The following is a 24893-nucleotide window of genomic DNA, read 5'->3' as shown; positions in this document are numbered from 1 at the left end:
GGTTAACGAATGGTTAATGAGGGTGGGTGGGGAGCGTTGGAATTAAGGTTCCTGACACAGCCCTGCCGACTTGTGCAGCAAGTGAGCTGGCTGCGCATTCGGCAGCCTCAACGCGACTGCCATAAAAACCGCAAGTGCGACGAATGGCCAGCGCCTGTTGTCAAAAATAGTCGTGTGTAACGCGATGCCCAATACTTGTGCAAATTCATGCACCACGTAATGGTGCCGGCGGGTGGGTTTATTGAAAAGTGGGGGAATAGTGAAACGTGCTGTTTTGACAATATCGGTGTTGGCCGGCCTAGCAGGCTGCGCCACACCGCCAGAGAGGATTTCGGGAATTCCAAATTCCGGCCCCTGCACACAGGCTGACAGAGAGCGCCTCGCCGTCATATCCAACCAGCAGAACAAGGCTGCGACCGGTGATGCGCTGGGGGTGTTTCTGATTGGTGTGCCGGTGGCGTCGATGTCGGGTGGCGACCATGAAGCCGAGATTGCCATTCTCAAGGGGCGCTGTGGGCCGCCGAAGACCTAGTGGCGCTACGCATGCTCGAAGTACTGATGTTTCCTGTGCCACACTAGGCGAAAATCGATCGACCGACAAATGGCGTATGATGAAGGGGAACATGTCAAAGAGGTCTTTGCCTATTTTGGCAGAGCATACTATGAGGCGGGCGTCCTGGAGACCGGAATAGCGCTCGCGCTGATGCAGATAGATTTCCTAAATCGGGTTCGTGAACAGTATTTGGTAGATCAGGGAGCATCGTTTAACCGATCAAGCTATGAGGCCGAATTTGATCGCTTTATGGAGAATCAGCACGCCCAGACATTGGGAAATTTGATCAAAAGGGTCTGTGCATTACCTGTTATCAGCGACGGCTTGAAAGAGAGACTTCGAGAGGCGAAAAAACGAAGGGATTTCCTGGGTCATCACTATTTTAGGGAGCGAGCAGTTGTGTTCGCGAACCGCACAGGCCGCGACAAGATGATCGCTGAACTGCATCAAGATGGTGAGCTGTTCGAAACTCTCGACCGAGAACTTCACGCCGAGCTTGCTCCAACACGCGACAGACTCGGGATGAGCAGCAAACGATTCCAAGACCATGTTGCTCGACTTCACGACGAGTTCAAAATCGAACCACCGATAGACTAGCTTTCGTTGCCCCGATCTGGCGCGGGGAAGTTTGGGGGAAAAAATGCCTTGGTCTGATGGATTGGCGCTAGAGAGTCCTGCGTATCAAATCGCATCTTCAACGAATCCTCGGGTACGGGTGGTAGCGGGTCCGGGCACTGGGAAGTCGTTCGCTATGAAACGACGCGTGGCTCGCCTCCTGGAGCAGGGAATACAGCCTGCCGTGATTCTGCCAGTCACATTTACCCGCGTCGCGGCGGAAGACCTCCATCGTGAACTGATCAGCATGGATGTGGAGGGCAGCGACGGTATAACGGGAGTTACCCTTCATAGCCTTGCTATGCGCATGCTGATGCGAAATCACGTGCTTGGCGCAACTGGCCGAGTGCCCAGGCCTCTTAATGACTTTGAATTGGAACCTCTCATCTGCGACCTCATGGCCGCGCATGGAGGCAGATTGCGGTAAAGAAGCTAAAGCAAGCCTACGAAGCGGCATGGGCTCGATTGCAGCATGAACAGCCGGGGTATGTGCTCAATGCGGAGGACGCAGCGTTCCAACAGGATTTGCTAAGCTGGCTGCATTTCCATCGTGCGATGTTGATTGGTGAGGTGATCCCTCAGCTATATCAATACCTACGAAACAATCCGGCTGCTCAGGAACGAAGCGAGTTCCAACACATACTGGTTGATGAGTATCAGGACTTAAACAGAGCAGAGCAGTCCGTAATCGAGCTTCTTTCAGATCAGGCGCATGTCTGCATCGTGGGCGACGACGATCAATCAATTTACAGCTTCAAGCACGCACATCCGGACGGCATACGAGAGTGGCTTGTTGTAAACGCTGGCGCGGACGATCTTGGTCTAGATGACTGTCGGCGTTGCCCGACGCGCGTAGTTCAAATAGCTAACAGCCTAATCGGCCACAACCAAATCAGGCCAGTGCCACGCGCGCTTGTCGCCATGCCGGCAAACGGGCCGGGAGATGTCAGGATCATTCAATACCCTTCGCTAGCCCATGAGGTGAATGGTATCGCAAACATCATTGCTGAAATGGTTGCCGGCGGCACGCCTCCCGGCGACATCTTGGTGCTTGCGCAGCGGGGTGTGATCGGAACACCGATCTATGAGGCACTTGTAGCCCAACAAATTCCGGTTCGCTCCTACTATGCAGAGGCAGAGATTAACGCAGCAGAAGCCCGCCGCGCGTTTGCGAAGCTAAAGCTCCTTGTCAACCGAGACGACCGAGTGGCTCTGCGATGGCTGGTCGGCATTGATGGGAATAATTGGCACGCGGCTGGCTACCGGCGTGTGCGCGACCATTGCGAGGCATCCGGCCAAACACCGTGGCAAGCGTTGGAGCAAATCGCGGGAGGTGAGCTGACTTTGCCGCACACCGGCGGAATCGTCGTCGCCTTTAATGACCTCGTGGCCGAATTCAACGCCTTAGAAGCACTTCCTGACTTTACTGCCATCGTCAACCAGCTATTTCCACAAGGGCAAATCGCGACCCGCGACATAAGGCAACTGTCGTTGGATGTTCTTGCGGAAATGGAAGTGGAAGGCGAAGTCGAAAGTGAGGATGTTGGAGACGAGTTCTTGGCGCGCCTTCAAGAGGCGATCAATCAGCCGGATATCCCTTCGGAAATCGAAGACGTGAGAATCATGAGTTTGCATAAGAGCAAGGGCCTTAGCGCCCCGGTCACGATCATTGCGGGCTGCGTTCAAGGACTGCTGCCAAAACGGCCCAACAACACCCTTCCTGCCGCTCAACAAGCCCTAGAGATGGAGGAGCAACGGCGGTTGTTTTACGTCGGCATTACCCGCGTCAAGGCAGCACCCAACGCAGGTAAGCCGGGTACGCTGATCCTGGCATATTCCAAAAGCATGTCGGTCGCATCCGCGCTTGCCGCGGGGATCACGCCAGCCCAAATGCAGTATGGCCTTGCGACACTACACGCCAGCCAGTTTATTGCTGAGTTAGGTCCAGCGGCGCCGCAGCCGATCGCCGGCTGATCTAGCGACCGCAATCTAGGCATCCTTTCCGAGACGTGCCTCTTCGAGGACCTGCGCTGAGATTGTCGTCATAGCGCTAGCAACCTGCCACGCGTTGAAGAGTTCATCGTGTAACTTCTCAAGGTCGGCGAGCATCACATCGCGTCCTTCGTCTGTCTGGATGCGGAAGTTGTGCCTTTCAAAGAAGCCGTGGTTTAGACGATTCCGAGCCTTCAGCGCCGATGCGAAGCGATCTTCTAGTCTGTCATCTAGGCCAACATGCTTTTTGAGGGTGGTAAGTATCCGACCCAACGTGCTGCGGTCTATGTCGTCAAAAACCGCCTGGGCACCCTTGCGATCGGGAGTAACATGCCAGCCATTTTGAAGGCCATTTGCACATAGAAGAAGCGTACCCAACTCTGTCTCCAAGAGTTGCGCTGCTTCTGCCGTTATGCCGAATTTGGCATAGACTTCATCGCGCGTTGCCACGATGCAGATTATCCTTCACGACTATCGGCGGCAATATGCAACTGTGACGAAGCTACCAGCGGAGAAAATACGTGAGTTCTTCGCCAGGAGCGTCTGGTTGGATGGCATGGTCCTTCGAGGGCTCAGCCATCGCCCTACCCTTCGCCTTCAGCCCACGCGCGGCTAGCTCGGTAGCTGCGCGTGTGCCCAGGCGGTCGATTAGCGTCTGCGGCAAGGCGTCGTCGGCCGTCAGCGGCAGGGCGGCTTCCCGGTCGATCTCCATCGCGGCCCAGTGGCGCCCGCAAAAAAAGTTGAAACGCAGTGTCGGATCTACGCGCGGTCAACCGTCTTAAAGCAGGCGCCTGGACTGCCATCTCGACAACCAAAGGAATGATCGATGAGCAAGAAGATTTTCGTGAGCCTGCCGGTGAGCGACGTGAAGGCATCCATGGCGTTCTATGAAGCTCTCGGGTTCAAGAACAATCCCGGGTTCACCAGCGAGACGGCCGCGGGGATGGTGTGGAGCGACCACATCAATTTCATGCTGCTCAGCCGAGAAAAATGGCAGACCATGACCACTCGCCCCATCCCGCCATCAACGTCCAGCGAGGTCATGCTGGCGCTGTCGCTGGACAGCCGCGAGGCGGTCGATGCGATGGCCACGGCTGCTGCCGCGAACGGTGGCACAGCCGACATCAATCCGATCGAGGATCATGGCTTCATGTATACACGCGACCCCGCCGATCCCGATGGCCATGCCGTGGGCGCGATGTGGATGGATTTTTCCGCAATGCCTTCTGGCGACAAGGCGGAGGAAGGGCGCAGCCTGCAGTCTTAGAGAATTGGAGGTGCGGCTAAACACCAGCTGCGTTCGCACCGCGACAAGCTGATTGTCTTGACAGGGGCCGAGAGCCGACCCTCCGCTTTAGGCGTACTGCTTGAGATTGCAGCGCCGGGAGCACTTCGTTGCGTGTGGCAGGGTACCCTGCCACACGCAGCTTATTTGTGCCGAGATTCCGATCAGCTCAGGGATTTTTGCTAGCTGCCGGAACCGCTTGTTGATGGCGAAGTTCAACTCCTATCAACACAGGAGTGACTCGCCGTGAACACCTTAGATACAGACAACCTTTCGGGATCAGGAATCGCCAACGAGAACGGCTGGCAGGGCAATGCGGGCACTGAACGTGCCGGCGACAGCAAGGAAGCGCTCGGCAAGTTGAAGACGAGTGCGGCAGAAACCGCCGCGCATCTGAAAGATGCCGCGGCTTCAGTTTCGAGCGATGCCAGGGACTATGCCGGGTCTGTGGCATCCAATGCCGCCGGCGCCTTCAAGGACGCCGTCGAGTCCAACAAGACCGCAGGCGCCGATGCGATCGCCAACATCGCCCATTCCGTGAAGGACGCGGCCGACGGCATCGAGAAGCAATCGCCTCAGGTTGCAAGCATGGTGCGCAATGCTGCCGAAGGCGTCGAGCGGATCTCGACCGATATCAGGGACCGCAATGTCGGCGAATTGCTCGATTCCGTCACCAAGTTCGCGCAACGCCAGCCGGCCGCCTTTTTCGGCGTCGGCATCCTCGCCGGCGTGGTGCTGACGCGGATCATGCGAAGCTCCGATCGGTCCTGAGAAGGATCACGCGCATGGATGACGGAATGGATCACCGGCCATTCGGGAGCGTGCTCAGCGAAGCGGTAAGCCAATTCGCTTCGTTGATGCGCCTCGACCTTCGTCTGCTCGAAGCGGAAATGCGGGCCAAGACCACGACGATCGTGTCGTCGGGCGCATGCGGCGTGGCTGCCGCCATGTTCTTTGTCCTGGCAGCATTCGCCCTGGTTCAGTTCCTCATCCTTGCGATGATCCATTTTGGTGTCGGCGCGATGTTCGCCTGCCTGATCGTCGGCGCCGTTCTGATCGCCGCAGGAATGCTGTCTCTTCATTTGGCCAGGCGCGCGCTGATCGGGTGGACCATCACGCCCGTAGAAACCGTCAACCAGGTGCGGACAGACCTCGCAGCCTTGAAGCAGGGCATACGCTATGGCTCAACCCAGCAATGAGATCCGCGATATCCTGGTGCAAAGCCGCGCTGAACGGCAAGCGCTGTTTGCGCCGGTCAGCGAGTTGAGCCGCAGGCTCCAACCCAGGCATGTGGTGCAAGCCTCCACTGACTACGCCAAACAGAAGGTGATCGGGGTCCTGGGTGGCGTCTCGGATGCCGTCAAGGAGAATGGTGGCACCGCGGCCGCTGTGGCTTTGGGTGCCGTTGCTGTCTTCGATGCCGGAAGGAGAAGCGCTGGCGGCAATGTCCCCGACGGACATGCGGGCGCGGACATTGAAACACTTGCCAGCGGCGGGCATGCCGATGCTGGACCAAGCCGTTACCACGCACTTCCGCGAAGTGCCGTGTCAAACCTGGAGCGAACTAAGGTCATAGCCGGCTCCGCAGGAGGGCTATTTCTCGGCCATCTCATCGGCCGGGCATTTCAGCCAACAGCCAAAGAGCAGGCGCTGTTCGGCAAGGCAGCCGACGAAGTCCGGGACGTGGCGGCCCAGTTTGTCAGTGAGCATAAGCGCGGCGCTAAACTTGCGGCGGCGGAGTCCTTTGGCTTTGCCCGGTATAGCGCCGCCTTCTTGGCTGTCTTGGCGTTGGCGAGCGACTATTTTGTCCGCAATGAAGGCGTGCGCAATCCGCCCGACGCGTGATTGCCGGACAGCGTCAGGCGCAGTTCTTGCGTTCAGCCAGCTCGACACCAAGCCGGAACGCCTGCCCATCCGCGTAGGAGCGGGCGGCGACACACTGATTGTCTTGATATGGCCGCTTCAAGACGGCCTACTTGCCTGTCCACAGTACAGAAGGGCGGGAAAGAACTTCCTCGCTCCATCGAGGATATAGGCGGCCGAGCGCCCCACCCTTTCAAAACGGATGCACGACCCAACGACGCAGGCTATCCTGCCCCGATCGGGCCAAAATCATCCAAGGGGAGGCATGACATGCAGGCAATGCCGATAGCGCATCAGGCCGCGCAACCCGTGGCCGGCCCCATATCCTCCTTGGCCGGCTATCCGGCCGCCGTCCTGTGCTGGCTGCTTTCGGCTGGTGTCTATATCGCGGCCAAATGGGTGGCGCCTGAAATGCCGCCCTGGGGGCTCTGCTTCTGGCGGCTGACGCTTGCCTGCGCCATCCTGCTGCCGATTGTGCACGTCATCACGACGCGATGATCGGGCTTTTGCGAACGCGCGCCGTGGAGGTCGTCGCCGTGGGGGCGATCGGCCTCACGCTGTGCCAGGGTATGATCTACCATGGCCTCAACGACACCGATGCCACCACCGCCGGCATTATCATGGCGCTGTCGCCTGTCATGACGATGGTGCTCGCCCGTTTCGTGCTTGGCGAGCCTCTCGGGCTGTGGAAGTCGCTTGGCGCGCTGGTTGCGCTTGCCGGGATGATTTTCATCGTTGCCCACGGCAACCTGACGGCGCTGCTGCAACTCAAGGTCAATGCCGGCGAGCTGTGGATCGTCGGCAGCGCGTTCTGCTGGGGCCTCTACACCATGCTTTTGCGCCGTGCCAAATTCGGCATCGAACTCCTGCCGATGGTCGTGCTGCTGCTCGGCGCCGGTGCGCTGGTCGCCTTGCCTTTCCATTTGTGGGAATTGTTCAACGACGAACGCTCCGCCATGAACGTCCACAGCATTCTGGCACTCGCCTATCTGGCAGGTCCCGGCGGCGCCTTGATGTACTATCTCTACAACAAAAGCGTGGAAACGCTCGGCGCCGGCCGGGCGAGCATGCTGCTCTACCTGCAGACGGTGTTCGTCGCCATTCTCGCCTATCTGCTGCTCGGCGAGGGCTTGCACGATTACGATCTGGTCGGCGCGGCCTTCATCGTCGCCGGCATCGTACTCGCCACCGTGGTCAAACCAGCTCAACCACGCGTGGCGTAGAAATCTTGACGGCAGGGCCGTTGGTGCTTGGCCGACCGCCAGGCCGCAAGATCCCGGACCTATCCCCCAAAAGCCCTGCCGATCGGCCGTCTCGCCCCGTGGAGTTGGAGAACGCAGCCATGCTAGGCTCCATCAAGCCGGCTGAAGCTCGGGCCTGAGGGGGCAAGTCATGTTGGATCAATGGACTAATTTCTTCGTCATGGTGGGCGGTGGCGCGGCGGGGCTTGCCGGGTTGATCTTCGTCGCGATCTCGATCAATCCCGAACGCATTGTCCGCAACACGACGCACAAGAACCGGGCAATCAACATGTTGTCGGGCTTCAGCGCGATTTTCATGGCATGCAGCCTTGCGCTTCTGGGCGGTCAATATCTCCCGGCACTCGGCCTCGAATGGCTTTTCCTGTGGCTCATAGCGACATTCATCTTTGTCAGAGGGTATGTCGTCGCCATCATGTCGGGGATGAGTTCCATCGGGCTGACCGCGCCCCGGCTCGCGGGCGGCACGATGTGTTACCTTGCCGAAGTCACAGGCGCGATTCTACTTGTCCTCGGACGCAGCGCAGGCCTCTACATCGCGGCCCTTGGAACCATCGTTTTGTTCGCCTTCCTCATTTCGGGCGCGTGGCTCCTTATCATCGGCATCTACGAAGAGCCGGCCAAGGGATGAGTTGCACGCCTGGCGCTGCAGAGGCAAGCATCGAACACCTCAATGCCGCTTGAAATACTGCACCTCGCGCTCATGCTTCTCCGCCGCCTCGCGGTTATCAAACGTCCCCAGGTTCCGCCTTTTCCCGGTCTTCTCATCCTTCTTGCGCGAATAAAGCCGGTATTTTCCGTCCTTGAGTTTGCGGATCATCTCGCTCTCCCCAGTTAGGATCGATCAGGATTTCGGCCTGGCCTTGAGGCTGCGGGCGGCTTGCTCTGTCGCGGCGCGGTCGGTGCCCAGGCGGTCGATCAGGTCCTGCGCCTCGTCGCCCGATATGCCGGTGCGCACGGCCAGCGCTTCGACTTCCAGCACGTCGGTGCTGGCGATCTCGCGGGTTTGCGGCAGGGCGTCGTCGGCGGTCAGCGGCAAAGCGGCTTCCCGGTCGATCTCCATCGCGGCCTGGTGCCAGTGGCGTTCGTGGTCGCCATGGGCGCCGCCTTCGCGCTGCCAGATTGCGTAGGCGCGGTCACGGATTTTTTCGTTGCGGTCGTCGGTCATGTTGGTTTCTCCCTTGTGTGAGGGATGAACGCCGGGCCGGTGGGTTTGATCCAAAAATTTTGCGTGATCGAAATGGCCAGGGATCGCACGCGATTTGAAGCAGCCCGCGCCCCCTATTCGCACTGGCGCCTCGGCCCACCGGAATATGGCTGGTAGCTGTTGTCTTCGGGACGGTATGAGCGGTAGCGGCTGAAGCAGGATTGGACGTGGTCGTCCGAAAGGTCCGCTGTTGCAACCAGGGGCGCGGCGCCGCTTTCGACATAGCTGACTTCGGCAGGCTGCGCGGACTGATCGGCGGCGGCGGTGTCGAGATAGGGCGACACGCAGGGCCGCTGCTGTCCGCTATAGGACCTGTAGCTGTTGTCGTCGGGATTGTAGGAGCGGTAGCGGTCGGCGCACCAGCTGACATGGGCAGGTGGCAGCCTGGCCTGCTGCTCGCCCGCGTCGGGCGCCACGGCGCTTGTATTGGTCGGGTCGGGTGCCTGCACCCTGGCGGCGGCGTCGGGCACCGCGGGCTGCGCGGCGGCCACGCGCTCCAGGCCTTGCGCCGCCTTGTCGACGGGCTGTGCGTCCTTGGTCCAAAGCTGCGAGACACTGTCGGCGGGCCTTGCCTGATGCGCGGGCTTGGCGACAATCAGCCAGGCAGCGAAAGCCAACCCGCTGGCGAAGACCGCTAGGGTCAGCACGAAGCCGCCGACCAGTGCCAAAACCGCTTTCATCACACACTCCTTGGGCCCTCGCTAATAGAATGCGGAGCGTGCGGACTGGTTCCAACAAGCGAGCATATGGCAAGGGTCGGCGACTGGAGCGGCATGCCGATGCGCAAGGCAGGCCGCCTCGGCGCCTCAAACCGGCAACCGCACATCCCCAGTGAACTCGTTCTCCACGGCCAGCAATGCCTTGACCATTTCCTTGTCGCGCTGCCGCTTCTGGAGGGTGCGGGCCAGCAGCCAATCCAGCGAGATCCGGCCGGCGCCGGCGACGGCCAGCACGAACATGCCGCCTGATATCGCCAGATCCTTTTCGAAATTCAAGAGCTCGGTCTGGCTGGCGAAGTTGGTGTGGAACAGCGTGGCCGTCGCCAGGCAGAACAGGCCGAGGCCGATGGCGCCCAGCCGCGTCAGCACGCCCGTCGCCACCGAGAGCCCTGCCCCCAGTTGCAGCGCGATGGTGGCGACAAACAGCGGCAGGCCGACGCCCTGCGCGGCCATCGCCTTGGCGGCGCCGTCGAAATGGGTGGCCAGTGTCACGCCCTCATGCAGGAAGATGAAGGACATAAGCAGGCGGCCGACAAGCAGGGTCACGTCCCTGATGTGGTATTTCGTGGCGAGGCCGTTGAGCTTCGCAGCGATTTGGTTCGGTGTCATGGGTCAGCCTCCAATTTTTGGTCGCAGGCAAGCGCGGTGCGCGCCGTGGGGCGCGCGGCGTTTGCCGGATGTGAGTTCGAAAAGGCCGGAGCCGGCTCGAGGGAGAGGCGCCGGCTCCGGCAATGGGCGCCAGCCACGAGCGCCCGAGCTGCGATTCATGGTGGGATGAGTCAGCGCCAAGGCCCCTCATCCGGCCGCTTCGCGTCCACCTTCTCCCCGAGGGGAGAAGAGGAAAGCGCCAGCGCTGGCCACCTCCTCTCCCCTCGGGGAGAGGTCGGATTGCCCCGAATTGCTCCAGGCAATTCGGTCTTGGCAATCCGGGTGAGGGGGGACCCTACTGCGTCACCTTGGTGTCGATGGCTTTCTGCAGGTCGGAAAGCTCGTCGCAGCCAACGGGGCACAGCTTCTGCAGCGAGGCCAGCTGTTCCTTGGCCTTGGCCATGTCGCCGGTCTCGACATAGAGCTCGCCCAGATATTCGCGGGCGGCCTTGTGGTCGGGCTTCAGCTCCAGCGCCTTGTTGTAGTAGGTCAGCGCGGTGGTGAAGTCGCCGGTCTTGCGCAGCGTGAAGCCGAGCAGATTGTAGACGTCGGCCTGCTGGTTGTCCTGCGCCAGATCCCGCAGATCGGCCAACGCGCCCTTGTAGTCCTTGGCCGCGATCTTGGCTTGGACGGCGGTGAGGTCGGGCGCATCGGCGCCCTCGATGTCGTCGACCGCATAGGCCGGCATGATTGTGGCGACGGGAACCACGGTCAGCACGGCGATGGCGCCGAGCAGGCCGTAGAGGGCGTGCTTGCCCAGGAAGGATTGTTTCATTGTCTTTCTCGCTTGTCTGGATTGGGAGCTGACGCTCAAATCGATACGGGGGTGAAGCCGTAGGCATTGCCGTCCTTGACGAAGACGCCGGTGCCCGGGAACGGGAAGTGCGAACCGGAAATGCGGATGTTGTCCGCGATCACCCGGTCGATGATCTTGTGGCGGGTGGCAATCGCGGTCGGCCCATCCTGGTCGTAGCTGCCCTGCCATTCCGGATGCGGCGCCAGAAGGGCGGGCACATACATGGTGTCGGCCGAGATCATCAGCTGCTCCTTGCCGGAATTGGCGAGGTACACCGAATGTCCCGGCGTGTGGCCGGGTGCGGCGATGATCTGGATGCCGGGCGCAACCTCGGCACCGTCCTCGACCAGCTTCCAGTTCTTCCATTTCGGAAAGTTTTCGGCGATGCGCTTGCCCGCCGGCTTGCGGCCCTCGGGCAGCTTGGCCAGACGGCTTGGGTCGGTCCACCAATTGTATTCGGTGGCGTTGACGATCAGCTCGGCATTGGGGAACACCGGCGTGTTGGTGCCCTTCTCCATCAGGCCCCAGACATGGTCGGGGTGGAAATGCGAAATCATGATGGTGTCGATCGCCTTGTAGTCGATGCCGGCGGCGGCCATGTTGGCCGGCAGATGCGTGGCGTTGGCCTGCCACTGGCCGACGCCCGAGCCGGCATCCATCATGATCAGCTTGCCGCCCATCTTGAGCACGACGACGGTGAGCGGAATAGGCATGAAGTCGGTGGTCAGGCCGGCCTTGGCGAGCGCTGCCTTGGTGTCGTCGACGGAAACATCCTTGATGAAGGCCGGATCGTGCGGCTTCTTCCAGATGCCGTCATAGATGGCGGTCACCTCGATGTCGCCGACCGTGTATTTGTAGAAGCCGACGGTCGGCTCCACCGGCGTCTGCGCGAAAGCAGGACGGGTGAATTCAAGCTTGCCGGCAAGGCCGAAGGCAGCGGCGGCAGTGGCGGTTCCAAGCAGTGTGCGGCGTGTCATGCTGAACATGGGGTATCTCCTGTGAGGTTGCGTGGCGGCAGAGGTGACGGAGGGCCACGCCACATGGCCCCCCGTCCTGATTGCGGACTGGGTCGGGACCTCGAGGGTGTCCCAACCCGCGAACTCAGTTGCCCCAGTTGTCCCGGGCTGGTTCATCCGCATCAGATTTCATCGTCGCCTGGGCACTGTGCCGGATCATGTCCGGCTTGCGGATCGAGGCGGTGTAGCTGTTGTCGATGGTGGCGGTGGTCTGGTTGACGGGGCGGTCGCCAAAATGGTCGCTGCCGGCAAAGGCGCCGGTGGTGGCAACGAGGATGGCGGCGGCGGTGAGAGCGAGGGTTTTCATATCGATGGTTCCTGTTTGTTGAGAGATTGCGTGAAGCCGGGAGCGCGCTCAGCGACCCCAGAGGCCGTCGCGGTTGTGCTGGGCGAGGATGTCCTGCACCGAGCCCTGGCTCGGCCCGGTCATCACCTTGGTGTCGACGCTGTTCTGCTGCGCCGTGTAGGGGATGGACGCGGTGGCATTGGTGTCGACGGAGGCGACAGGCTGGTTGGCATTGTCGGCGCCGAAATGGTCGCTGCCGGCAAAGGCAGCACTCGAGGCAAGCAACATCGCAGCCACGCTGAGAGCGAGCTTGGTCATCTTGATAAATCCTGGTTTCGTTTCTTCGGGTCGCGGGCCGGCAGATTGGCCCCGCTGTAATGAAGACCCGGCAGGGCCGTGCTTTATTCCCGGGGGACGTGAGATTTTTTTGGAAGGGCTGGATTCAAAGGGTCGCGGCCAAGCAAAGCCTGGGTTCCTCGCCCCACGAATGTGGAGGCGAGGAACCCAGGTCTGGGAGCGCCGACGCCTTCGAAGATCCGCCAGACGGTCTCGCTCAGACACACTTCAGAAACAATATTCAACAGTTCGGAAAAACTGGCGAAAAGATCGGATGGCATAAGCATCCCTCAACGGCCGGGAATCGGCCGCCGCACGCGCGCACAATGGTCAGATGCAGCGGCGGCGCAGCCGGCAAGGCCTGCCAATTGCGGCGGCATGAACAGCCTGGCAATACGCAGTCAGGGCGAGAAAGTTTGGAAATGGATTACGGTATCGATATCGCCGCATTGGACAGGGACGCGGCAAGGCCGGGCAGAGAGCCCGAAACGGGCGACGCGCAGCCGAAAACCGGCGCCGGCTCCACAATGGTCGCGCGCGCCCAGATCCTGACGGGCGCCGACTTCGCCCAAGCGGGTCAGCCCGACGAGCGGCTGGACAAGGTCTTCGAGCAGCTTGCCGAAACATTCGCCACCTTGCCGGCGGTGATCTCCGACGGACGTAGCTGGACATATGAGGAGCTGGACAGCCGCGCCAACCAGTTCGCCCGTGTGCTGATCAAGCGCGGCGTGCGGCCGGGCCACAGGGTCGGGCTCATTCTCGACCGGTCGGCGGAGACCTATGTCGCCGTGCTCGCCGTCGTGAAGGCAGGCGCCGCCTTCGTGCCGCTGGCCACCGCCTTTCCGCAAGAGCGCATGGCGCTGATCATCGAAGACGCCGACGTCAGCCTGATCGTCACCATCGCCACCTATGCGTCGCGCGCCGACCAGCTGCCGGTTCCCCATGTGCTGATCGACAGCGCCGCCGCCGAGATCTCCAAACAGTCCGGCGCGCCGCTGAAGCCGCACAAGGCCGCCACTGCCGGCGACGACATCTGCTACATCCTCTACACGTCGGGCACGACCGGCAGGCCGAAAGGCGTGGCCATCAGGCACCAGAGCTTCGTCAACTTCATCCGCGTCGCCGCCGCATCCTACGGCTACAGACCGGGCGATCGCGTCTACCAGGGCATGACCATCGCCTTCGACTTTTCTTCCGAAGAGATCTGGGTGCCGTTCGTCGCCGGCGCGACCGTGGTGCCGGCACCGGGCCAGATGCCGCTCGTCGGCGAGGAGCTCGCGGATTTCCTGCGCCATCACGACATCACCTGCATGGCCTGCAGCCCGACCCTTCTGTCGTCAATGACATCGGATGTGCCCAGCCTGCGCACGCTCCTGGTCGGCGGCGAGGCCTGCCCGCACAATCTGGTGGTGCGCTGGTCGAAGCCGGGGCGGCAGATCCTCAACACCTATGGCCCGACAGAGGCGACCGTCACGGCAACGATGGGCGCGCTGACGCCGGACAAGCCCGTCACCATCGGCGCGCCGCTGCCCACCTATTCCATCGTCATTCTCGACCCTTCGCTGCCGGAACTGGCCGAGCCTGGCGAACTGGGCGAGATCGGCATCGCCGGCATCGGGCTCGCCGTCGGCTATCTCAACAGGCAAGACCTGACGGAACAGAAATTCATCGCCGATTTCCTCGGCCTGCCCAACAACCCGTCGCAGCGCATCTACCGCACGGGCGACCTTGGCCGGATCAACGGCGATGGTGAGATCGAGTATGCCGGGCGCATCGACACCCAGGTGAAGATCCGCGGCTATCGCATCGAACTCGGCGAGATCGAGGCGGTGCTGCTCGACCAGCCGGAGATCGCGCAAGCCGCCGTCACCACCTGGGAGATCGAGCCCGGCCGCGTCGAGCTCGTCGCCTATTATGCGCGCAAGGCCGGCCAGCCAGCGCTCTCGCGCGCCGACATTGCCCAGACGATGAAGCGCCGGCTGCCGGATTACATGGTGCCCTCCTATCTGGAGGAACTGCCGGCCATCCCGATGACGGTCTCCAACAAGGTCGACCTTCGCCAGCTGCCGAAGCCGACCAGCGTGCGGCTTTCCGCCGACCGCGCCATGGTGGCGCCCGGCAATGACGACGAGCGCTTCCTGGCCGAGGCGCTGGCCGCGGTGCTGAAATTCGAAGACGTGTCGGTCGAGGACAATTTCTTCGACGATCTCGGCGCCAACTCGCTGCTGATGGCGCATTTTTGTGCCCGCGTGCGCACCCGCAAGGAATGGGCGACCACGTCCATGCGCGATATCTATCTCTATCCAACGGTCGCGCGCCTGGCCAAACACCTGAGCGTGCCGGAAGAGATGACGACGGCCACCAACGAGCCTGTCCTCACCCGCCGGGCCTCGAATTTTGCCTACTGGACCTGCGGCATGGCGCAGTTGCTGTTCTACGGGGTCTACAGCTATGTGGCGCTGTGGGCGATCAACATCGGCCTCAACTGGATGTACGACGCGCTCGACGATCCGCTGCAGCTCTATATCAGATGCGTGGCGCTCTCGTCCGGCGTCTTCTTCGGCATGACGGGCTTCGCCGTCCTGACGAAATGGGTGCTCGTCGGCCGCTGGAAGGCCGAGGCGTTCCCGATCTGGGGCCTGCGCTACTACCGCTTCTGGGTGGTCAAGACATTGATCCGCACCGCCCCCGTCGTGCTTTTCCGCGGCAGCCCGCTCTACAGTTTCTACCTGCAGCTGCTGGGAACCAGGATCGGCAAGAACGCCGTCATCGAATCCCGATCCGTGCCCGTCTGCACGGATCTCATCTCGATTGGCGCCAACACCATCCTGCGCAAGGAATCGCTGATCCTCGGCTTCCGGGCGCAGTCCGGCTACATCCATATGGGACCGCTGACCATCGGTCGCGATGCCTTCGTCGGCGTCGGCTCGACGCTCGACATCGACACGTCGATCGGCGACGGCGGCCAGCTCGGCCATTCGTCCTCGCTGCAGCGCGGGCAAAGCATCCCGGACGGCGAACACTGGCATGGCTCGCCGGCCGTGCCGACCACGGCGGACTATTGCAAGGTGCGCAACGAGAACCCTTCCGACATCAGGCGCTTCCTCTTCGAAGCGGTCCAGCTGATCGGGCTGTTTGCCGTTGTCATCCCGCTGCCGCTGCTGTTCCACAGCTACTGGGAGAATGTCGGCGACGACTATCAGGAGACGATCGGCCTGGTCGCGATCGGCACCACGGTCACGCTTTTCGGCTATATCGCCGTGGCTTTTCTCGCCGCGACGCTGCTGCCGCGCCTGCTCAGCCTGGTGCTGAAGCCAGGCCGCACCTACGCGCTCTACGGTTTCCGCTACTGGCTGCAGGCCGCTACCGAATTCTCGAGCAATTCGCGTGTGCTGGGGCTGTTGTTCGGTGACAGCTCGGCGATCGTCTACTACATGCGTGCCATCGGCTGGAACCTCAACAAGGTGGTGCAGACCGGCTCCAATTTCGGCTCCAACCAGCAGCACGAAAACCCGCTTCTGTGCGAGATCGGCACCGAGACCATGGTGTCGGACGGCCTGCTCATGATCAACATGCACAAGTCGGCCTCCGCGTTCCGGCTCGAGCCGACGCGCATTGGCGAACGCAACTATCTCGGCAACAACATCTACTATCCGCCGGATGGGCGCACGGGCGACAACGTCCTGCTTGGCACCAAGGTGATGATCCCCATCGATGGGCCGCTGCGCGAGAATGTCGGGCTCCTGGGTTCGCCTGCCTTTGAAATCCCGCGCATGGTCAACCGCGACAAGGAGCTCATCGCCGGCGTCGACGAGGCGGACCGGCGCCAGCGCATCCCGTTCAAGAACCGCCACAATCTGGTGACGATCCTTCTGTTCATGGCAACGCAATGGGTCATGCTGTTCGCCACGCTGGCGATCTGGGACCGGGCGCTGAACTACTACACCGAATGGAACGAGGTCGCCCTCTTCGTCGCCGTCCTCCTGACCTCGGCGATCACCTTTCCGTTCTACATCTTTGTCGAGCGGGCAAGCCTTGGTTTTCGCAGGCTGAAGCCGCGGATAACGACGATCTACGACGTCGACTTCTGGCGTCACGAACGCCACTGGAAGCTGGCGGATTCGCCGATCGTGAACCTGTTTGGCGGCACGCCGTTCCGGCCGGTGATCCTGCGCCTGCTCGGCGTCAAGGTCGGCAAGCGCGTCTATGACGGCGGAGCCAACCTCACCGAACGCTCGCTGGTCGAGATCGGCGATGACGCCACGCTCAACGAAGGCTGCGTCATCCAGGCTCACTCGCTGGAGGAAGGCGCGTTCAAGTCCGACTACATCCGCATCGGCAAGGGCTGCACGCTCGGACCGTCCGCCTTTGTCCACTACGGCGTCGTGATGGGCGAAGGATCGGTGGCCGATACCGATTCCTTCGTGATGAAGGGCGAAGAGCTGGAGCCCTACTCCATCTGGCGCGGCAACCCGGCCAAGCTGCATCGCTTCGTGATCCCGGTCACGGAAGACGGCGCCAAGGCGTCGGCTTGAAGGCCGCAGACGTCCGCCTCGCCCCCGTGACCGAGGCCAACCGGGCCCTGGTCGCGTCGCTGGAACTGGCCCCGGACCAGATGGATTTCGTAGCAAGCAATGCGGAGTCGCTGGAGGAGGCTGAAGCCGACGAGGACGCCCGGCCGCGTGTCGTGATGGCCGAGGATCGCGTCGTCGGTTTCCTGATGTACGATGCACCGGAAGATGACGACGAAGCGCGCATCTACCGTTTCATGATCGACCGCGCCAGCCAGGGCAAGGGCTATGGCAAGGCCGCATTGCGTGAAGTGCTGCACGAAATCAGAAGCCTCGGCCACATCAGGCACGTTTCGATCTGCTATGAACCGGAGAATGAAGCGGCACGCCAGCTCTACCGCGCCGCCGGTTTCGTCGAAGAAGGGCTCGATGAGGATGGAGAAATGATCGCCGACCTCGCCCTGCCGAGGGATGACCGTTGACGCGGCCGCCCTCCCCTGAAGGCGCGTTGACCGAGGCGATGGCGGCAATCGCGCCCCGAGATGTCCGGACGGGATGCCGGGTGATAGGCGACGCGGACGAGGCCCATCTGCTGCCCGAGGAAGCGCGTTCCATCCCCGCGCGCCAGCCGGCCATGCGGCGCGCCAGCGGTGCCGCCCGCTGGATCGCCCACCAACTGCTGGCCGATATCGGCATCAGGAACGTCGCCATCCCGCGCGCTCCGTCCGGTGCTCCGGTCTGGCCGGAGGGAATAATTGGCTCGCTCGCCCATGACGACGACATGGCCGTGGCGGCGGTCACGCCTGTCGGCCGCATCGTCTCCCTCGGCATCGATGTCGAGCCCGCCCAGCCCCTGCCGGATGATATTTTCGCGATCGTTGCAACCGGCGCGGATCGGACAGACGCGGCGGATCGGCGGCTTGCCGGCCGCATCCTGTTTTGCGCCAAGGAAGCGGTCTACAAGGCGGCCTATCCGCTCGATCGCGAGGTACTGGGCTACGAGGATATCGCCGTCGACCTCGATGCAGGGCGTGCGACGACCAAGACCGGCCGCAAGGTCAGGCTCGCATACTGCGTTGCCCCGCGCGTGGTCGTCCTGGCGTTTGTCGGCGAATAGCGCGCCGCACTATTCGCTCACGATCTCCCGATAGGTCCTCACCGCGCCATCCAGCCCACGAATGCGCCAGATCTCCCCGTCCCGCGCCTCGATAGGGCACGGCCCGAGCGGCACCTTGCCGCCGCCTTCGGGCAGGTCGAGCACATAGACGGGATTGCAGATGCCCGACAGCCGCGCCCTCAGCGCCTCCACCAGCGCCTGACCCTCGACGATCGTGGTGCGCCGGTGCGCCATGCCGCGCGCGAGGTCGCCATGGTGCAGGTAATAGGGTTTGACCCCCAGCCGATACATCAGCTCGCGGCAGAGCTCTTCCAGCACCTCGACCGTATCGTTGACGCCTTTAAGCAGAACGCTCTGGTTGAGCAGCACGAAGCCCGCTTGCCGCATCGTCCGGCAGGCTGTTTCGGCGGCGTCGGTGATCTCGCGCGCGTGGTTGAAATGGGTGACGACGGTGACCATCAGTCGGCCCTGCAAGGCCTCGACCAGCCCTGATGTGATGCGCGATGGCAGCGCCACCGGCACGCGCGTGTGGATGCGCAGCAGCCGCACATGCGCGATCGCCTCGATGCGCGCGAAGATTTCGGCAAGTGCGGTGTCCGGCAGCGACAGCGGATCGCCGCCGGTCAGGATCACCTCGCGGATTTCGGGATGATCCGCGATATAGGCCAGCGCCGGCTCCAGCGCCTCGCGCGTATAACCCCGGCCGATCGAGGTCAGCGATTCCTTGCGGAAGCAGAACCGGCAATAGACCGCGCATTGATAGGTCGGGAACAACAGCACCCGGTCGGCATGGCGATGCGTCAGCCGGGGCACCGGGCTGAAATCATGGTCGGCGATCGGATCGCCAAGCTCGCCCTCCGTTTCCACCAATTCGCCTGGCGATGGGATCACCTGCGCGCGGATCGGATCGGCCGGGTCGTTCCAGTCGATCAGATCGAGATAGGCTTTTGGCGCGCGCACCTTGTGGAGCGCGGCGGCTCTCTGGGCGGCGTCGCGCTCGGCTGGCGACAGCGGCAGGGAGGCGAGATCGCGCACATGGCGCACGCCCTGGCGGACATCGTCCTGCCAGGCGGGGGCGCGGGTTGCATCTTTGAGGTCGGTCATATCAGGTCTCGGAGTGGTCGCGCGGACCTATCGGCCGGATGGGCGGCGCGGTCAACCATCACCGGAAGCCAACGACGCCCGCCGCGCCCTACGGCGCCCCCCTCTGTCCTGCCGGACATCTCCCCCACGAGGGGGGAGATCGATGTCAGGACGGCCTTCGCCAATCTCCAAAATTATAAGAGGAGAGCCGGCGCCCGAGCTGCCGATCTCCCCCCAAGTGGGGGAGATGTCCGGCAGGACAGAGGGGGGCGCCGTAGAGCACCTTTCCACGCCTCCACAAAAGCACTGTCGCAGGGGCGGACAAGGCGCTTCCTCACCCTCCCCCTTGTGGGGGTCCGAAGGACGGGCGAGACCCGTGGCTCGCCCCGGCAAGTCGCTGCGAAGCAGCGGAGTGGGGGTCTTCAGCCGTGACCTCTCTTCCCGCCCACCAACCCCAGCCGCAACAGGCTCTCGGCCGTGGCGACAATCGCCTCCTCGGCCGGGCGCGGCGTCCAGCCGAGCAGGCGCGTCGCCTTTTCGCTGGTGGCGTCCATCATCACGCCGAGATGCCTGGCCAGCATCTTCGTCGTCGGATCGCCGCGCAGCGCCAGCAGGCGGATCATCCAATTGGGGATCTCCCGCCTCGGCACCTTGGCTGCGGCCGCGCCCATCCGCCGGCGCAGTACCTTTGCGACATCCGCCATCCACAGGCTGTGGCCCGAAATGCCGATGAAGCGCTCGCCCTTGGCCGCGGGGCTGGTCATCGCCAGCAGATGCAGATCGGCAAGGTCGCGCACGTCGACATAGCCTGAGTTGACCTTGGGACAGCCGGGCATGCCATCCATCAGCCGCTTGATCAGCCCGATCGAATGCGAAAAATCGGCGGCGAGAACCGGGCCCAACACGGCGACTGGATTGACGACGGAGAGTTCGAGGCAGTGCCCTTCCCGGGCAATAAAATCCCAGGCGGCGCGCTCCGACAGCGTCTTCGATTTCTGGTAGGGCGCAACAGCGCCGCTAAGGTCGGTCCAGTCCGTCTCGTTGAAGGGCCGCGTCTGCGGCGCATGGCCCATGGCGACCGCACCGATGGCCGAGGTCAGCACCACGCGTTTCACGCCGGCATCGCGCGCGGCCTTGAGCACCCGCAGCACGCCGTCGACGGCCCGCCGCACCCAATCCTCCTCGCGCGTCTGGCTGCCGGAGGGTGTTGGTGAAGCACCGTGCATGACATACGCGCAGCCCGCCACGGCCTCGGCCCAGCCGGCGTCCGCGGTCAGGTCGGCGGCAACGAAGGACAGGAGGTCGCCGGGTTCAGTGCCGCCTTCCCTCAGCATCGCGCGCACCTCGGCTTCGCGCTTCAGCGAACGCACCGTCGTGCGCACGCGATAACCGGCGTCGAGCAGCTTGAGGATGCAGTGCGATGCGATGAAGCCTGAGCCGCCGGTCACCAGCACCAGTTCGTCGTTCATGTCGATCTCCTCTGTCGTCGCCGCTCGCGACGACGTTTGATCGACCCTCAGCTATGCCTGCCCGCTCGGATTGTGAATGCTTGAAAATCCGCATAAATTGCGCGAGAGTACAAAATGACCGGTGATCCCTTCTCCGACATCCTCAAATTCACCAGCGCGCAAACCATGGTGACAGGCGGCTTCACCGCCGGCGGCCCATGGGCGCTGCGCTTTCCGGCGCCCGAGAAAATCAAATTCTTCGCGGTGGTGAAGGGCAGTTGCTGGATCCGCCTCGAGGGCGAGGACGACCCCGTGCAGGCGCAAACAGGCGACGTGCTGCTGCTGGCGTCGCGGCGCTCCTTCATCCTCGCCAGCGACCTGTCCGTGCCGCCGCTCGACGCCATGGCGGTGTTCTCCGGCTGCAAATCGCGCAGCTCGGCGACGGCGAGGATTTCGCGCATATTGGCGGCCATGTCCTGCTCGACCAGGCGAGCGGGCGGCTGCTGGCCGACGTCTTGCCGCCATGGATCCACATCCAGGCCTCGTCGCCGCAAGCCACGATCCTGCGCTGGATTCTCGACCAGCTGGTGCGCGAGCAGGCGGACGGCCAGCCGGGCGCCAGCCTTGCCTCGGCGCAGCTGGCGCAATTGCTGTTCATCCAGGTGCTGCGGGCGCATCTGCAGACGTCGAGCCTGATGCCCGCCGGCTGGCTGCGCGCGCTCGCCGATCCCCGCCTGGCGCCGGCGCTGCGGCTGATGCATGGCGACCCCGGCCGCGACTGGCACCTGGAGGAACTCGCCAGGGCCGCCGCCATGTCGCGCACCAGTTTTGCCTTCCATTTCAGGCAGACAGCCGGCGTCGCGCCGCTGACCTACCTGACGCAATGGCGCATGCATCTGGCCGAGCGCGCCTTGCGCGAGGAAGATACGCCCGTGGCGGTGCTGGCCCGCTCACTCGGCTACACCTCGGAAAGCGCCTTCAGCAACGCCTTCAAGCGCGCCACTGGTACCGCGCCCAAGCGGTATCGGACCGCGGGGAAAGCCGAACGGCTGGAGGGTACGGAGACGCAGCCGCTGAGCCTGGTGTCTTGAAAAGTCAGGAGAGGCGGAGGCCCGAGACAGGTGGACAGCTCGGGGCTGTCCACCTGGCCCCCGCCTGATGCATGCCGCCCTAAAGGGGGCATCGGTTTTCAGGGAACCGACATGCAGGCCCGCGGACAGAGTGGACGTTGGCGTCCGCGGCGGCCAGTCGTCATATGACGGGTATCAGCTCAGAGCGGCTAGTCCTTGGCGCGATAGGCTTCCGGCACGACGAACACCTCGTCGGCCCGACCATAGCCGCCGTCAGCGACTTCCTCGACCAGCACCATCGTGTAGGGCCGCACGCCCTCGCCGAAAAAGTCGACGAACATGGCCGTCGTTCGATGGATGAGATCTTCCTTCTGCGCCTTGGAGAGCGCCGCCTGCGGCATCTTGATGTTGGCGAATGGCATGATCGTTTCCTTTTCCGTTGAAGTTGGATTTCAGGCTTTGGGATGGAGCAGGTCGGCAAGGCCGATCCGCTCCAGCAGCTGCGCGCGCACGCGGTCGGCAACGCCGTTGACGATGGTGGCGCCGTCATCCGACGGGTCGATGTGGACGCGAAACGGGCGGCTCCCGTGCGGCATGGCGACGAGATCGACGATTGCCGCCGCAATCTCGGCCGGATCGGCATCCGCCGGCTCAAGCGACGCCAGCCCTTTCAGTGCCTGCTGATCGGCACCGGCATAGGGACCGGACCAATAAGCGTCGGCGCGCGCCGCATCGGCAGGTGCCGCCGCATGGTGGAAATGCTCCGTGCCCTTGGTGAAAGCGCCCGGGACGACGATCGTCGTTTCGATGCCGAAGCGGGCGAGTTCCAGCGCATAGCTCTGCGCCAGCGCGTCCATGCCGGCCTTGGCGGCGAAGTAAGGCGCCAGGAACGGCGGCGTGCCGCCGCGCGTGCTGCTCGAACCGACCCAGATCATCTGCGCCCGGCCGAGAGACCGCATATGCGGCAGGGCGGCGCGGTTGACACGCTGCGTGCCGACGACGTTGACGTCATAGAGCTGCGCCAGCTGTTCGGGCGAGAACGCCTCGGCCGGGCCGAACCCCATATGCCCGGCATTGTGGATCAGCACGTCGAACTGGCCGGCCTCGGTGACGATCTGCTGGATCGCCGCTTGCGCCGAGGCGTCGGAGGTGACGTCGAGCGCAATGGTCCTCAGCGCCACACCCTCGTCACGGGCGAAGTTTTCCATCTCGGCTGCCGCCGCGCCACGCGCCGAGGGGTCGCGCATCGAGGCATAGACCGTATGGCCCGCCCTTGCGAGCGCCCGCGCCGTCATCGCGCCGAAGCCTGAGGAAGCACCGGTGATCAAAATTGTCTGTTTCATATCAGTCTCCTTCAGAGAACGCCGCCATTGGCGCGGATGATTTGTCCGTTGACCCAGCCGCTGTCCGGCCCGGCGAGGAACGCGACGACGCCGGCAATGTCGTCGGGCTGGCCGAGCCGGCCGAGCGGGCTCATCTTGCCGATGGCCTCGATCTGCGCCGCGCTCTTGCCGTCGGTGAACAGGGCGGTCTCGACCGGTCCGGGTGCCACCGCATTGACGGTGACGCGGCGCGCGCCAAGCTCCTTGGCGAGAATGTGCGTCATTGCCTCGACGGCCGCCTTGGTGGCGGCATAGACGCCGTAGCCCGGCTGGTAGAGGCCGACGACGCTGCTCGAGAAATTGACGATGCGGCCGCCATCGCGCAGTCGTTTTGCACCTTCGCGCATGCCACGGAACACACCGCCGAGATTGATCGCCACCTGCGTGTCGAACGCGGCGTCGTCGGTCGCGGCGATCGGCGAAAGCTTCATGATGCCGGCATTGTTGACGAGGATGTCGACACCGCCGAACGCCTTCTCGCCGGCGTCGAACAGTGCTGCAATGCCGGTCGGATCGGCGATGTCGGCCTGCACGGCAATCGCCTTGCCGCCTTCGGCTTCGATCGCACTGACGACCGCTTCGGCCTCGGCGCGGCCCCGTGCATAGTTGACGACGACGGCGACGCCGTCGCGGGCGAGCCGCTGTGCGATCGCCGCGCCGATGCCCTTGGAGGCGCCGGTCACGATCGCGGTTCTGGTTGGATTTGTCATGGAAGTCTCTCCGTGTTGTTGATGACACGGATATAGACGTTGCCATCTTCCGGATAATCAGCCACCTCTTGACATCACTATTCGGAAACTGCGAACAAAGCGCATGGATCGTCTGGACACGATGCGGCTCTTCGTTCGCGTTCTGGAGCGACGCAGCTTCACCGCTGCCGCCGCCGATCTCGGCCTGCCGCGCTCAACCGCCACGGAAGCGATCCGCCGGCTGGAAGAACATCTTGGCGCACGGCTGCTGGAGCGGACAACGCGGCAGGTCAACGCCACGCAGGATGGCGAGGCCTATTACCAGCGCTGCCTGTCGATCCTGGCCGAGATCGAGGATGCCGAGGCCGCCTTCCGCAACGCCGAGCCCTTCGGCCTGCTGCGCATCGACGCCAGCACGCTGCTCACCCGCACCTTCCTTTTGCCGCGCCTGCCGGAGTTCTTGGCCCGCTATGTCAGGATCGACCTGCAGATCGGCCAGAGCGACCGGCTGGTCGACCTCGTGCGCGAGGGCGTCGATTGCGTCATCCGCGTCGGCGAACCGCCCGACAGCGGCATGATCATGCGCCGCCTGGCCATGATCCGCGAGATGACTTGCGCCAGCCCAGCCTATCTCGAACGGCACGGCATACCCGCCTCCCCCGACGAGCTCGATGGTCATCAGGCGGTGGGCTTCGTCTCGTCGCGCAGCGGCGAGGTTCTGCCCTTCGAATTCACCGTCGGCGGCAAGACCCGCGAAGTCCGCTTGCCCGGCCGCGTCGCCGCCAACAATTCCGACACCGCCGCCGATCTGGCGCGGCTCGGCCTCGGCCTCATCCAGGCGCCGCGCTATCGCTTCGAGAAGGACCTGGCCGACGGCACGCTGGTCGAAGTGCTGGCCGACTACCCGCCCTCGCCGACGCCGCTGTCGGCGCTCTACCCGCAGAACCGGCAGCTCTCGCCACGCCTGCGCGTCTTCCTCGACTGGGCCGCGCGCATCTTCGCCGAGGCGAACCTTTAG

At 63.2% G+C, this 24893-nt stretch carries 28 protein-coding genes and 3 pseudogenes; 15 read left to right on the top strand and 16 right to left on the bottom strand.

Features of this window, described 5'->3' with window-relative positions; all coding sequences use genetic code 11:
* Nucleotides 1-42: 42 nt before the first annotated feature.
* Nucleotides 43-498: a hypothetical protein gene (locus AC0V7N_RS17635; RefSeq protein ID WP_475459774.1), complete on the bottom strand. Its 456-nt coding sequence runs from the start codon at nt 496-498 to the stop codon at nt 43-45.
* 103 nt (nt 499-601) lie between these two features.
* Here AC0V7N_RS17635 and AC0V7N_RS17630 point away from each other — a divergent pair, with 103 nt between their 5' ends.
* Genes AC0V7N_RS17630 through AC0V7N_RS17620 form a run of 3 tightly spaced genes read left to right on the top strand, consistent with a single transcriptional unit; the run spans nt 602 to nt 3142 of the window.
* On the top strand, nt 602-1150 hold the full coding sequence (locus tag AC0V7N_RS17630; RefSeq protein WP_475459771.1) for a hypothetical protein: 549 nt from the start codon (nt 602-604) through the stop codon (nt 1148-1150).
* A 43-nt stretch (nt 1151-1193) separates the two neighbouring features.
* Complete coding sequence (locus AC0V7N_RS17625) at nt 1194-1595, top strand: UvrD-helicase domain-containing protein (protein WP_475459769.1); 402 nt, start codon at nt 1194-1196, stop codon at nt 1593-1595.
* A gap of 38 nt (nt 1596-1633) precedes the next feature.
* Nucleotides 1634-3142: a 3'-5' exonuclease gene (locus tag AC0V7N_RS17620; protein WP_475459766.1), complete on the top strand. Its 1509-nt coding sequence runs from the start codon at nt 1634-1636 to the stop codon at nt 3140-3142.
* A 15-nt stretch (nt 3143-3157) separates the two neighbouring features.
* Here AC0V7N_RS17620 and AC0V7N_RS17615 read toward each other — a convergent pair whose 3' ends face one another.
* Both AC0V7N_RS17615 and AC0V7N_RS17610 read right to left on the bottom strand, forming a co-directional pair.
* Nucleotides 3158-3610 (bottom strand): hypothetical protein, encoded by a 453-nt coding sequence (locus AC0V7N_RS17615; protein ID WP_475459763.1) that lies wholly within the window; start codon nt 3608-3610, stop codon nt 3158-3160.
* A 52-nt stretch (nt 3611-3662) separates the two neighbouring features.
* Nucleotides 3663-3887: pseudogene (locus AC0V7N_RS17610) on the bottom strand (hypothetical protein); the annotation flags it as partial.
* A gap of 99 nt (nt 3888-3986) precedes the next feature.
* Between AC0V7N_RS17610 and AC0V7N_RS17605 the strand changes: the two are divergent.
* The 6 genes and pseudogenes from AC0V7N_RS17605 to AC0V7N_RS17580 all read left to right on the top strand — a co-directional run bounded on the left by AC0V7N_RS17605 (nt 3987) and on the right by AC0V7N_RS17580 (nt 8198).
* Nucleotides 3987-4427: a VOC family protein gene (locus AC0V7N_RS17605; protein WP_475459761.1), complete on the top strand. Its 441-nt coding sequence runs from the start codon at nt 3987-3989 to the stop codon at nt 4425-4427.
* 264 nt (nt 4428-4691) lie between these two features.
* Nucleotides 4692-5216, top strand: coding sequence for a hypothetical protein (locus AC0V7N_RS17600; RefSeq protein WP_475459759.1), 525 nt, complete (start codon nt 4692-4694; stop codon nt 5214-5216).
* 14 nt (nt 5217-5230) lie between these two features.
* On the top strand, nt 5231-5644 hold the full coding sequence (locus AC0V7N_RS17595) for a phage holin family protein (protein WP_475459757.1): 414 nt from the start codon (nt 5231-5233) through the stop codon (nt 5642-5644).
* A complete protein-coding gene (locus AC0V7N_RS17590; RefSeq protein WP_475459755.1) occupies nt 5625-6290 on the top strand; it encodes a hypothetical protein in 666 nt (221 codons plus the stop codon). Before AC0V7N_RS17595 ends, AC0V7N_RS17590 begins: the two co-directional genes overlap by 20 nt.
* Before the next feature lie 288 nt (nt 6291-6578).
* Nucleotides 6579-7531 (top strand): annotated as a pseudogene (locus tag AC0V7N_RS17585) (DMT family transporter).
* A 232-nt stretch (nt 7532-7763) separates the two neighbouring features.
* A complete protein-coding gene (locus AC0V7N_RS17580; protein WP_475459752.1) occupies nt 7764-8198 on the top strand; it encodes a hypothetical protein in 435 nt (144 codons plus the stop codon).
* A 39-nt stretch (nt 8199-8237) separates the two neighbouring features.
* Here the strand turns inward: AC0V7N_RS17580 and AC0V7N_RS17575 are convergent, their stop codons facing one another.
* From AC0V7N_RS17575 to AC0V7N_RS17540, 8 genes are all read right to left on the bottom strand, one after another.
* Nucleotides 8238-8387, bottom strand: a complete 150-nt coding sequence (locus AC0V7N_RS17575; protein ID WP_140708733.1) for a hypothetical protein — start codon at nt 8385-8387, stop codon at nt 8238-8240.
* A 24-nt stretch (nt 8388-8411) separates the two neighbouring features.
* A complete protein-coding gene (locus AC0V7N_RS17570; protein WP_475459749.1) occupies nt 8412-8735 on the bottom strand; it encodes a DUF2934 domain-containing protein in 324 nt (107 codons plus the stop codon).
* Nucleotides 8736-8848: 113 nt separating this feature from the next.
* Nucleotides 8849-9454 carry a BA14K family protein gene (locus tag AC0V7N_RS17565; RefSeq protein WP_475459747.1) on the bottom strand — a complete coding sequence of 202 codons (606 nt, stop codon included), beginning with the start codon at nt 9452-9454 and terminating at the stop codon, nt 8849-8851.
* A gap of 126 nt (nt 9455-9580) precedes the next feature.
* Nucleotides 9581-10102 carry a DoxX family protein gene (locus AC0V7N_RS17560; RefSeq protein ID WP_475459744.1) on the bottom strand — a complete coding sequence of 174 codons (522 nt, stop codon included), beginning with the start codon at nt 10100-10102 and terminating at the stop codon, nt 9581-9583.
* Between the two features lie 334 nt (nt 10103-10436).
* The gene (locus tag AC0V7N_RS17555; RefSeq protein WP_475459742.1) at nt 10437-10916 is read right to left on the bottom strand and encodes a tetratricopeptide repeat protein; all 480 of its coding nucleotides are present in this window, start codon (nt 10914-10916) and stop codon (nt 10437-10439) included.
* 35 nt (nt 10917-10951) lie between these two features.
* A complete protein-coding gene (locus tag AC0V7N_RS17550; RefSeq protein ID WP_475459740.1) occupies nt 10952-11923 on the bottom strand; it encodes an MBL fold metallo-hydrolase in 972 nt (323 codons plus the stop codon).
* A gap of 115 nt (nt 11924-12038) precedes the next feature.
* Nucleotides 12039-12260: a DUF680 domain-containing protein gene (locus AC0V7N_RS17545; RefSeq protein WP_475459737.1), complete on the bottom strand. Its 222-nt coding sequence runs from the start codon at nt 12258-12260 to the stop codon at nt 12039-12041.
* Nucleotides 12261-12308: 48 nt separating this feature from the next.
* Entirely contained in the window at nt 12309-12557 is a 249-nt protein-coding gene (locus AC0V7N_RS17540) for a DUF680 domain-containing protein (protein ID WP_475459735.1), read from the bottom strand.
* Nucleotides 12558-12997: 440 nt separating this feature from the next.
* Between AC0V7N_RS17540 and AC0V7N_RS17535 the strand changes: the two genes are divergently transcribed.
* Genes AC0V7N_RS17535 through AC0V7N_RS17525 form a run of 3 tightly spaced genes read left to right on the top strand, consistent with a single transcriptional unit; the run spans nt 12998 to nt 18203 of the window.
* A complete protein-coding gene (locus AC0V7N_RS17535) occupies nt 12998-17110 on the top strand; it encodes a Pls/PosA family non-ribosomal peptide synthetase (protein ID WP_496627986.1) in 4113 nt (1370 codons plus the stop codon).
* Nucleotides 17107-17568 (top strand): GNAT family N-acetyltransferase, encoded by a 462-nt coding sequence (locus AC0V7N_RS17530; protein ID WP_475459733.1) that lies wholly within the window; start codon nt 17107-17109, stop codon nt 17566-17568. The genes AC0V7N_RS17535 and AC0V7N_RS17530 overlap by 4 nt, the downstream gene beginning before the upstream one ends.
* The gene (locus AC0V7N_RS17525; protein WP_475459731.1) at nt 17565-18203 is read left to right on the top strand and encodes a 4'-phosphopantetheinyl transferase family protein; all 639 of its coding nucleotides are present in this window, start codon (nt 17565-17567) and stop codon (nt 18201-18203) included. The genes AC0V7N_RS17530 and AC0V7N_RS17525 overlap by 4 nt, the downstream gene beginning before the upstream one ends.
* Nucleotides 18204-18212: 9 nt before the next feature.
* On the opposite strand, the gene AC0V7N_RS17520 is transcribed toward AC0V7N_RS17525, so the two are convergent.
* Complete coding sequence (locus AC0V7N_RS17520; protein ID WP_475459729.1) at nt 18213-19307, bottom strand: KamA family radical SAM protein; 1095 nt, start codon at nt 19305-19307, stop codon at nt 18213-18215.
* Between the two features lie 401 nt (nt 19308-19708).
* Nucleotides 19709-20755 (bottom strand): SDR family oxidoreductase, encoded by a 1047-nt coding sequence (locus AC0V7N_RS17515; RefSeq protein WP_475459726.1) that lies wholly within the window; start codon nt 20753-20755, stop codon nt 19709-19711.
* A gap of 114 nt (nt 20756-20869) precedes the next feature.
* Here AC0V7N_RS17515 and AC0V7N_RS17510 point away from each other — a divergent pair.
* Nucleotides 20870-21354 (top strand): annotated as a pseudogene (locus AC0V7N_RS17510) (cupin domain-containing protein); the annotation flags it as partial.
* Between the two features lie 75 nt (nt 21355-21429).
* Nucleotides 21430-21825, top strand: coding sequence for a helix-turn-helix domain-containing protein (locus AC0V7N_RS17505; protein WP_496628015.1), 396 nt, complete (start codon nt 21430-21432; stop codon nt 21823-21825).
* A 188-nt stretch (nt 21826-22013) separates the two neighbouring features.
* Here AC0V7N_RS17505 and AC0V7N_RS17500 read toward each other — a convergent pair whose 3' ends face one another.
* Genes AC0V7N_RS17500 through AC0V7N_RS17490 form a run of 3 tightly spaced genes read right to left on the bottom strand, consistent with a single transcriptional unit; the run spans nt 22014 to nt 23896 of the window.
* Nucleotides 22014-22226: a tautomerase family protein gene (locus AC0V7N_RS17500; RefSeq protein WP_027046318.1), complete on the bottom strand. Its 213-nt coding sequence runs from the start codon at nt 22224-22226 to the stop codon at nt 22014-22016.
* A 30-nt stretch (nt 22227-22256) separates the two neighbouring features.
* A complete protein-coding gene (locus AC0V7N_RS17495; RefSeq protein ID WP_475459720.1) occupies nt 22257-23147 on the bottom strand; it encodes an SDR family oxidoreductase in 891 nt (296 codons plus the stop codon).
* A gap of 11 nt (nt 23148-23158) precedes the next feature.
* Nucleotides 23159-23896: an SDR family oxidoreductase gene (locus tag AC0V7N_RS17490; protein WP_475459717.1), complete on the bottom strand. Its 738-nt coding sequence runs from the start codon at nt 23894-23896 to the stop codon at nt 23159-23161.
* Nucleotides 23897-23999: 103 nt separating this feature from the next.
* Between AC0V7N_RS17490 and AC0V7N_RS17485 the strand changes: the two genes are divergently transcribed.
* Nucleotides 24000-24893 (top strand): LysR family transcriptional regulator, encoded by an 894-nt coding sequence (locus AC0V7N_RS17485; RefSeq protein WP_475459715.1) that lies wholly within the window; start codon nt 24000-24002, stop codon nt 24891-24893.

The sequence above is a fragment of the Mesorhizobium kamtschaticum genome (genome assembly GCF_056174585.1).
This window is presented reverse-complemented; position numbering and strand designations above follow the sequence as displayed.

Bases quoted from the DNA above. Each gene is read 5' to 3' on its own strand.
- AC0V7N_RS17490 (WP_475459717.1), bottom strand. From the start codon at position 23,896: ATGACAAATCCAACCAGAACCGCGATCGTGACCGGCGCCTCCAAGGGC.
- AC0V7N_RS17555 (WP_475459742.1), bottom strand. From the start codon at position 10,916: ATGAAACAATCCTTCCTGGGCAAGCACGCCCTCTACGGCCTGCTCGGC.
- AC0V7N_RS17515 (WP_475459726.1), bottom strand. From the start codon at position 20,755: ATGAACGACGAACTGGTGCTGGTGACCGGCGGCTCAGGCTTCATCGCA.
- AC0V7N_RS17575 (WP_140708733.1), bottom strand. From the start codon at position 8,387: ATGATCCGCAAACTCAAGGACGGAAAATACCGGCTTTATTCGCGCAAG.
- AC0V7N_RS17550 (WP_475459740.1), bottom strand. From the start codon at position 11,923: ATGTTCAGCATGACACGCCGCACACTGCTTGGAACCGCCACTGCCGCC.
- AC0V7N_RS17605 (WP_475459761.1), top strand. From the start codon at position 3,987: ATGAGCAAGAAGATTTTCGTGAGCCTGCCGGTGAGCGACGTGAAGGCA.
- AC0V7N_RS17500 (WP_027046318.1), bottom strand. From the start codon at position 22,226: ATGCCATTCGCCAACATCAAGATGCCGCAGGCGGCGCTCTCCAAGGCG.
- AC0V7N_RS17540 (WP_475459735.1), bottom strand. From the start codon at position 12,557: ATGACCAAGCTCGCTCTCAGCGTGGCTGCGATGTTGCTTGCCTCGAGT.
- AC0V7N_RS17590 (WP_475459755.1), top strand. From the start codon at position 5,625: ATGGCTCAACCCAGCAATGAGATCCGCGATATCCTGGTGCAAAGCCGC.
- AC0V7N_RS17495 (WP_475459720.1), bottom strand. From the start codon at position 23,147: ATGAAACAGACAATTTTGATCACCGGTGCTTCCTCAGGCTTCGGCGCG.
- AC0V7N_RS17565 (WP_475459747.1), bottom strand. From the start codon at position 9,454: ATGAAAGCGGTTTTGGCACTGGTCGGCGGCTTCGTGCTGACCCTAGCG.
- AC0V7N_RS17520 (WP_475459729.1), bottom strand. From the start codon at position 19,307: ATGACCGACCTCAAAGATGCAACCCGCGCCCCCGCCTGGCAGGACGAT.
- AC0V7N_RS17535 (WP_496627986.1), top strand. From the start codon at position 12,998: ATGGATTACGGTATCGATATCGCCGCATTGGACAGGGACGCGGCAAGG.
- AC0V7N_RS17545 (WP_475459737.1), bottom strand. From the start codon at position 12,260: ATGAAAACCCTCGCTCTCACCGCCGCCGCCATCCTCGTTGCCACCACC.
- AC0V7N_RS17635 (WP_475459774.1), bottom strand. From the start codon at position 498: ATGGCAATCTCGGCTTCATGGTCGCCACCCGACATCGACGCCACCGGC.
- AC0V7N_RS17595 (WP_475459757.1), top strand. From the start codon at position 5,231: ATGGATGACGGAATGGATCACCGGCCATTCGGGAGCGTGCTCAGCGAA.
- AC0V7N_RS17625 (WP_475459769.1), top strand. From the start codon at position 1,194: ATGCCTTGGTCTGATGGATTGGCGCTAGAGAGTCCTGCGTATCAAATC.
- AC0V7N_RS17630 (WP_475459771.1), top strand. From the start codon at position 602: ATGGCGTATGATGAAGGGGAACATGTCAAAGAGGTCTTTGCCTATTTT.
- AC0V7N_RS17505 (WP_496628015.1), top strand. From the start codon at position 21,430: ATGCCCGCCGGCTGGCTGCGCGCGCTCGCCGATCCCCGCCTGGCGCCG.
- AC0V7N_RS17485 (WP_475459715.1), top strand. From the start codon at position 24,000: ATGGATCGTCTGGACACGATGCGGCTCTTCGTTCGCGTTCTGGAGCGA.
- AC0V7N_RS17560 (WP_475459744.1), bottom strand. From the start codon at position 10,102: ATGACACCGAACCAAATCGCTGCGAAGCTCAACGGCCTCGCCACGAAA.
- AC0V7N_RS17570 (WP_475459749.1), bottom strand. From the start codon at position 8,735: ATGACCGACGACCGCAACGAAAAAATCCGTGACCGCGCCTACGCAATC.